Source organism: Paraburkholderia sp. (assembly GCF_035656215.1).
Lineage (GTDB): Bacteria > Pseudomonadota > Gammaproteobacteria > Burkholderiales > Burkholderiaceae > Paraburkholderia.
In genome coordinates this window covers 1-6706 of sequence record NZ_DASRSY010000190.1, presented here as the reverse complement: position 1 = coordinate 6706, position 6706 = coordinate 1, and the positions used below count along the sequence as shown (strand labels likewise).

Annotated in this window: 7 protein-coding genes; 6 read left to right on the top strand and 1 reads right to left on the bottom strand. The window is 63.8% G+C overall.

Annotated features, from left to right (window positions below; genetic code table 11):
* Positions 1-1021, bottom strand: a 1021-nt coding sequence (dprA, locus tag VFE81_RS10870) for a DNA-processing protein DprA (protein WP_325044596.1), incomplete at its 3' end; no start/stop codon positions are given.
* A 243-nt stretch (positions 1022-1264) separates the two neighbouring features.
* Here dprA and def point away from each other — a divergent pair.
* The 6 genes from def to VFE81_RS10840 form a co-directional block, all read left to right on the top strand.
* The gene (gene def, locus VFE81_RS10865; protein ID WP_325044595.1) at positions 1265-1768 is read left to right on the top strand and encodes a peptide deformylase; all 504 of its coding nucleotides are present in this window, start codon (positions 1265-1267) and stop codon (positions 1766-1768) included.
* A 31-nt stretch (positions 1769-1799) separates the two neighbouring features.
* Positions 1800-2786 (top strand): methionyl-tRNA formyltransferase, encoded by a 987-nt coding sequence (fmt, locus tag VFE81_RS10860; RefSeq protein ID WP_325044594.1) that lies wholly within the window; start codon positions 1800-1802, stop codon positions 2784-2786.
* Between the two features lie 113 nt (positions 2787-2899).
* Positions 2900-3541, top strand: coding sequence for a LysE family translocator (locus VFE81_RS10855; RefSeq protein WP_325044593.1), 642 nt, complete (start codon positions 2900-2902; stop codon positions 3539-3541).
* Between the two features lie 103 nt (positions 3542-3644).
* Positions 3645-4502 carry a zinc metalloprotease HtpX gene (htpX, locus tag VFE81_RS10850; RefSeq protein ID WP_325044592.1) on the top strand — a complete coding sequence of 286 codons (858 nt, stop codon included), beginning with the start codon at positions 3645-3647 and terminating at the stop codon, positions 4500-4502.
* A 307-nt stretch (positions 4503-4809) separates the two neighbouring features.
* Positions 4810-6246, top strand: coding sequence for a 16S rRNA (cytosine(967)-C(5))-methyltransferase RsmB (rsmB, locus tag VFE81_RS10845; protein WP_325044591.1), 1437 nt, complete (start codon positions 4810-4812; stop codon positions 6244-6246).
* A partial coding sequence (locus tag VFE81_RS10840) for a DUF4390 domain-containing protein (RefSeq protein ID WP_325044590.1) occupies positions 6243-6706 on the top strand: 464 nt, incomplete at its 3' end. The genes rsmB and VFE81_RS10840, both read left to right, overlap by 4 nt.

The window sequence follows — 6706 nt, the reverse complement described above, 5'->3', positions numbered from 1 at the left end:
CGGGCTGGACCGCTGCCGGGGCATGGGCCGCCGCCAATTCGGGCTGGACCGCTGCCGATGCATGCGCCGAGGCCGCTCCCTCCCGACGCACCGCCTGCTTGCTGGCGGCCTTCGTTGCCACCGACTTGGCGAAGCCCAGTTCCTCGAGCACCTCATCGGGCGTTTCCACCAGCTTGGCGCCCTGCTTGATGATTCGATGACAACCGCGCGACAGCGGCGCATGAATCGAGCCGGGCAACGCGAAGATATCGCGTCCCATTTCGTTGGCGAGCCGAGCGGTGATCAGCGAGCCCGAGCGCATTGCAGCCTCGACGATCACAACCCCGCTGACGAGGCCGGCGATCAGGCGATTACGTTGCGGAAAATTGGCGGCGCGCGCCGGCGTGCCGAGTGGCCATTCCGACAGGATCGCCCCTTGTGCTGCAATCTGCCGCGCTAGCGCATGATGCGCGGCCGGATACACGAGGTCCGCGCCGGTGCCGATCACGGCTACCGTGCCGCCGACGCCTTCCAGGCCGCCGCGATGCGCCGCGCCGTCGATACCCAGCGCCAGCCCCGACACGATAGTGACGCCGGCTTGCGAAAGCTCGCGTGCGAAGCGCTCCGCATCTTCAACGCCTTGCGGTGTCGCGCTGCGGCTGCCCACCAGCGCGACCGCCCTTGTGTGCAACAGGTCCAGCCGACCCTTTATATATAGTAGCGGCGGCGGATCGGGCATGGTGAGTAGCGCGGGAGGGTAAGCAGGATCGTCGAGTGTCACCACGTGGTTGCCGGGCAGCTCCCACCATGCGATCGCCGCGTCGAGTTGCGCCTGGAAGTCTGGGCCGGGAGGTGCCAGCACAGCGCGCGTTGTAGTCTCGCCCGCGATCTCGGCGAGTGCCTCGGGCGGTTGATTGAAAATCGCTTCCGGCAGTCCAAAAGCGCCCAGCAGTAGGCGCAGGGCGGCGGGTTTCAGCCCCGGTGCGAGTGAAAGCCGCAGCCAGGCGGCGAGTTCAATATGGGTTGCGGGCAAGGTACGCATTGAAAGTCGATCCTCTTACGGGGCCAGCGGGCAGACGGCCGCCATGCTAAAATTTTCATCATCCGAAATAACTGAAGCGCCGCGCCCACCCGCGCGGGCTCGTCGTTTAGCGCATAGGGCGCGTCGAATCGAACCGGTTCGACACCATCTATCCTCTGCGTTACGCGATGCGCCCACAACCTGGCCAAACGGCTAACGCTAGCGTTCCACCGGTCAGCGGCGCCTAAAAACACACTCAAGATCATGGCTTTACTGAACATCCTCAATTACCCGGACAAACGGCTGCACAAGATTGCGAAGCCGGTCGAAGTAGTCAACGACCGCATCCGCCGGCTCGTCGCCGACATGGCCGAAACGATGTACGCCGCGCCCGGCGTCGGCCTCGCGGCGACCCAGGTAGACGTGCATGAACGCGTGATCGTGATCGACGTGTCGGAAACGCACGACGAACTGCTCGCGTTCATCAACCCTGAAATTGTCTGGTCGAGCGACGAGAAGAAGCTGTCGGAAGAGGGCTGTCTCTCGGTGCCGGGCATTTACGACAACGTCGAGCGCGCCGAGCAGGTGCGGGTTCGCGCGTTGAACCAGAAGGGCGAAACCTTCGAGACGGACTGCGAAGGGCTGCTGGCGGTTTGCGTCCAGCACGAAATGGATCACCTGATGGGCCGCGTGTTCGTCGAGTACCTGTCTTCGCTGAAGCAGACGCGCATCAAGAGCAAGATGAAGAAGCTCGCCCACGCGATGTAATGCGCGTCCACCTCGCCTACTGCCCCCGTTCATGAGTCATTCGTTGCGCGTCATCTTTGCCGGTACGCCGGAGTTCGCCGCGGCCGCGCTGGCCGCGATCCATAGCGCTGGTTTTCCAGTGCCGCTCGTGCTGACCCGGCAAGATCAGCCTGCTGGGCGCGGAATGAAATTGCAGACGAGCCCGGTCAAGCGCTACGCACAGGAGCGTGGAATTGCGGTCGCGCAGCCACCTTCGTTGCGGCGCACGGGCAAGTATCCGGCCGAAGCTACAGCCGCGATCGATCAACTGCGCGCCACCCCGCACGACGTGATGGTGGTGGCCGCGTACGGTTTGATCCTGCCGCAGGAAGTGCTCGATATTCCGCCGCTGGGCTGCATCAACATTCACGCTTCGTTGTTGCCGCGCTGGCGCGGCGCCGCGCCGATCCATCGCGCGATCGAGGCGGGCGACGCGGAAACCGGCATCACGCTGATGCAGATGGACGCCGGCCTCGACACCGGCGCGATGATCTCCGAAGCACGCACGCCGATTTCCGCCAGCGACACCACGGCCGTCCTGCACGACCGTCTCGCACAAGACGGCGCAAGGCTGATCGTCGAAGCGCTGATCGAACTCGAACGCAGCGGCAAGCTGGCGGCAACGCCGCAACCGGCGGATGGCGTGACTTACGCGGAGAAGATCGGCAAGCACGAGGCTGCACTCGACTGGCGCAAGCCGGCCGCAGTCCTCGCGCGTCAGGTGCGCGCGTTCGACCCGTTCCCCGGCGGTGTGGGCACGCTGGAAGACGGCACGTCGATCAAAATCTGGTCAGCGGCTCCAATTGAAGCGCAGGGCAACGCCCCCGCTGGTGCTATCACCGAGGTTTCTCCCGAGGGCGTCGTGGTCGCCTGCGGTGAAGGCGCACTGCGTCTCACGCAATTGCAAAAACCCGGCGGTAAGCGCTTGCCGGTGCGCGAATTCCTGGCCGGCGCAACATTGGCTGCGGGTCAGCGTTTCCAGCTTCCCGAAGCAAACTAACTACCTTGCACATGCCTTGAACATCCCCCGTTCGGCCGATGTTCAAGACGCCCGCCACAGGCTTGCGGCGCGTTAGAATCCTCTATGCAAGTGCTCGCGTTTTGAGGATCCCCATGTTTGGCATCACCCATTTCGAATTTTTCGTCGTCGCGGTCTTTCTGCTGAACGTGACGCCCGGTCCTGATACGGCTTACATCGTCGGGCGCAGTGTCGCTCAGGGCCGTGGCGCAGGTCTGATGTCCGCACTCGGCATCTCCGCCGGTTGCTGCGTTCATTCGCTTGCTTGTGCGTTTGGCTTGACGGCGCTGCTGGCCGCTTCGGCCACCGCGTTCACCGTTATCAAGTTCGTGGGCGCTATTTATCTGATGTATCTCGGGGTGCGCCTGATTTTCGCGAAGCCGGCGGCAGCCCAGGCGGCCGGCGAAGCGCGCGCTGCCGGCGCGCCGAAATCGCTGCGTCAGCTTTTCCTGCAAGGCTTCTGGACCAATGTGCTGAATCCCAAGGTCGTGTTGTTCTTCGTGTCGTTCTTTCCGCAATTCGTCACGACGGGCAGCGATCATAAGGCGCTGGCGTTCCTCACGCTCGGCGCGGTGTTCGTCGTGATGAGCATGATCTGGAACAGTTTTGTCGCGTGGATTGCCGGCAGTGTGACCCGGCGCTTCTCCGGCAAGCCGTCGATGAAGAAGTGGCTGGATCGTGGCGTCGGCAGCGCATTCGTCAGCCTGGGCATCAAGCTGGCCACCGCATCAAGATGATTGAATTTTCCTCACGCGCCCATATCTAACGTTTAGCTTACAATCAGTCGCCGCAATCATGCGGCGCAGATATGAACTCGCGTTAGGGCAAGGAGTTGCAGACATGTTCAATTGGGTCAAAACCGCGATGTTGATGGCCGCGATCACGGCCCTTTTCATCGTGATCGGCGGGATGATCGGCGGGTCGCGCGGCATGATGATCGCGCTCGTGGTCGCCCTTGGTATGAATTTCTTTTCGTACTGGTTCTCGGACAAGATGGTTCTGCGCATGTACAACGCGCAGGAAGTCGACGAAAACAGTGCGCCGCAGTTCTACCGCATGGTGCGCGAACTCTCCACCCGCGCTAACCTGCCGATGCCCCGCGTCTACCTGATCAATGAAGACGCGCCGAACGCGTTCGCCACCGGCCGCAATCCGGAGCATGCGGCCGTCGCCGCCACCACCGGCATCTTGCGCGTGCTGTCCGAGCGCGAAATGCGCGGCGTGATGGCGCACGAACTGGCGCACGTGAAGCACCGCGACATCCTGATCTCCACGGTTTCGGCGACGATGGCCGGTGCTATTTCCGCCCTGGCGAACTTCGCGATGTTTTTCGGCAGCCGCGACGAAAACGGCCGTTCGACGAACCCGATCGCCGGCATCGCTGTCGCGCTGCTCGCGCCGATCGCCGGTGCGCTGATTCAGATGGCGATTTCGCGCGCGCGTGAATTCGAAGCGGACCGTGGCGGCGCGCAGATTTCCGGCGATCCGCAGGCGCTCGCCTCGGCGCTCGACAAGATCCATCGTTACGCGAGCGGGATTCCCTTCCCCGTGGCCGAGCAGCATCCGGCCACCGCGCAGATGATGATCATGAATCCGCTGTCGGGTGGCGGCATCGCGAATCTGTTCTCTACGCACCCGGCCACCGAGGAGCGCGTCGCGCGTTTGATGGAAATGGCGCGCACGGGGCGCTTCGAGTAAAAAGCGGTGCTGCTTGGCGTGGAAAAAGGCGAGTCCTCGGGCTCGCCTTTTTTGTTCAAGCGCTGGGAGATGCAGGGTAGCAACGGCGCGGCCGGCTGCAGCCAATGCGGGTCCTTTCGCCTCGGGTGAAGCTTCGCGTTGCGTCGCTTGGCCGCCTCTGCAAGTCTTTGCCCTATTGCTCGCAGCCCCGGTCGCTGCGATTACGGCCGTTGCCTGCCCTCCGCCCTCGGCGGCCCCTGTCCCGCGCCACGCTACAATGTGTGCTGTTTGCGTCGCGCGCACCGCGTGGCCTGCTTTTGCCTCTTTCATGACTCCAAAGCCTTCTTCGCGTTCTGCTTCCCCGTCGGCCCATCCGCGCGAATCCCGTTTGTCGATGCTGCACCTTGCGCCCGAATCGCTCGGTTTCGCGCTCGATTGCGCGGGCCAGGCCGTGGGGGCCGTGCGCCACGGCGCAGCCTTACCGGCCGCGCTGCAATCCGTATTCGTCTCCGCGCCTGAGGGCAATGCGGCCGCTGCGCGCGGCGCAGTGCAGGACATCGCCTATCGCACCATGCGGCGTCTGGCGACCGCCGAGTGGCTCATCGCGAAGCTGGTGAAGAAGGCGCCGCCGCCGCACGTCGGCCATGTGCTGGCCTGCGCGCTCGCCTTGCTTATCGATGAAGCGAACGCCGCCTATGCGCCATTCACGGTGGTCGATCAGGCGGTGAGCGCCATCGCCGCGCGTCGTGAGTCCGCGTTTGCAAAGGGGCTCGTCAACGCCGTGCTGCGTAATTTCCTGCGCGAGCGCGAGGCGCTGCTGGGCGCAGCGCAAGCCGACGAAGTCGCGCGTTGGAACTACCCGGTGTGGTGGATCGATGCGGTCAAAAAGGCATGGCCCGACGCATGGCAAGCGGTGCTCGCTGCCGGTAACACGCAAGGTCCGCTGACGCTGCGCGTGAACGCGCGCCGCTCGACGGTAGACGCCTATCTGCAAGTGCTGCAAGACCATCACATCCCGGCGAGTAAAGCTGGCGAGTATGCAGTTAAGCTCGGCACGCCGATGCCGGTCGACCGCATCCCCGGCTTCAGTGACGGTGTCGTTTCGGTGCAGGACGCGGGTGCGCAACTTGCCGCGCAACTGCTCGACGTGCGTGACGGCATGCGCGTGCTCGACGCGTGCGCGGCGCCTGGCGGCAAAACCGGCCACCTGCTCGAACTCGCTAACCTGCAACTCGTGGCGCTCGAAAGCGACGCGTCGCGCGCGCGCCGCATCGGTGAGAACCTGCAGCGACTCAAGCTCGAAGCAGAAGTGCGTATCGGCGACGCGGGCGCGCCGGCAAAATGGCACGACGACATCGACCAGCCGTTCGATCGCATTCTGGCCGACGTCCCCTGTTCGGCCTCGGGCATCGTGCGGCGTCATCCGGATATTCGCTGGCTGCGCCGTGCGTCGGATATTCCCGCGCTGGTCGCCGAGCAGCGCCGCATTCTCGACGCGCTATGGCCGCTCGTGAAGCCAGGCGGCGAGTTGCTCTACGTTACGTGTTCGATCTTTCCCGAAGAAGGCGAGTTGCAAGCGCAGTGGTTTGGAAACAAGTATCAGGATGCGGTACGATTGGACGCGCCGGGGCAACTTTTACCCTCAGCTGCCCGCGCGCCCGCCGACACATCGGCCGGTTCCCATGCCGGACACGCCGCTGCAGATAGCGCCGGCTCGAACTCAGACCACGACGGATTTTTCTACGCGCGCTTCCAGAAACGGTGACCATCAAACGCTTCTTCCCGCTTCGGCTCGCTGCCGTGTTCTGGATCGTGCTGGCCGTCTGGCTCGCCGCACCGGGCGCGGCGTATGCCGATTCGATCGCGGTGCAGCGCGCGTCGCTGCAATCGGACAACAGTGGCTGGAGCCTTGACGCACGTTTCGAATTCGACCTGAACAGCAATCTCGAAGACGCCGTCAACAAAGGCATTCCGCTGTACTTCACAACAGACTTCGAACTGAGCCGGCCGCGCTGGTACTGGTTCGACGAGCAGCCGGTGAGCGTGTCACAGAGCATTCGCCTGTCGTTCCAGCCGCTCACGCGTGAGTATCGTGTGTCGAGCGTGTCGTCGGGTGGGTTGCAGCTCGGCTTCTCCACGCTGAAAGACGCGCTCGCGGTGATCAAGCACATCACGTCGTGGCATGTGATCGACCGCAATCAGGTGCATCCCGGCGAGACGTACAC

Bases quoted from the DNA above. Each gene is read 5' to 3' on its own strand.
- def (WP_325044595.1), top strand. From the start codon at position 1,265: ATGGCTTTACTGAACATCCTCAATTACCCGGACAAACGGCTGCACAAG.
- fmt (WP_325044594.1), top strand. From the start codon at position 1,800: ATGAGTCATTCGTTGCGCGTCATCTTTGCCGGTACGCCGGAGTTCGCC.
- VFE81_RS10855 (WP_325044593.1), top strand. From the start codon at position 2,900: ATGTTTGGCATCACCCATTTCGAATTTTTCGTCGTCGCGGTCTTTCTG.
- htpX (WP_325044592.1), top strand. From the start codon at position 3,645: ATGTTCAATTGGGTCAAAACCGCGATGTTGATGGCCGCGATCACGGCC.
- rsmB (WP_325044591.1), top strand. From the start codon at position 4,810: ATGACTCCAAAGCCTTCTTCGCGTTCTGCTTCCCCGTCGGCCCATCCG.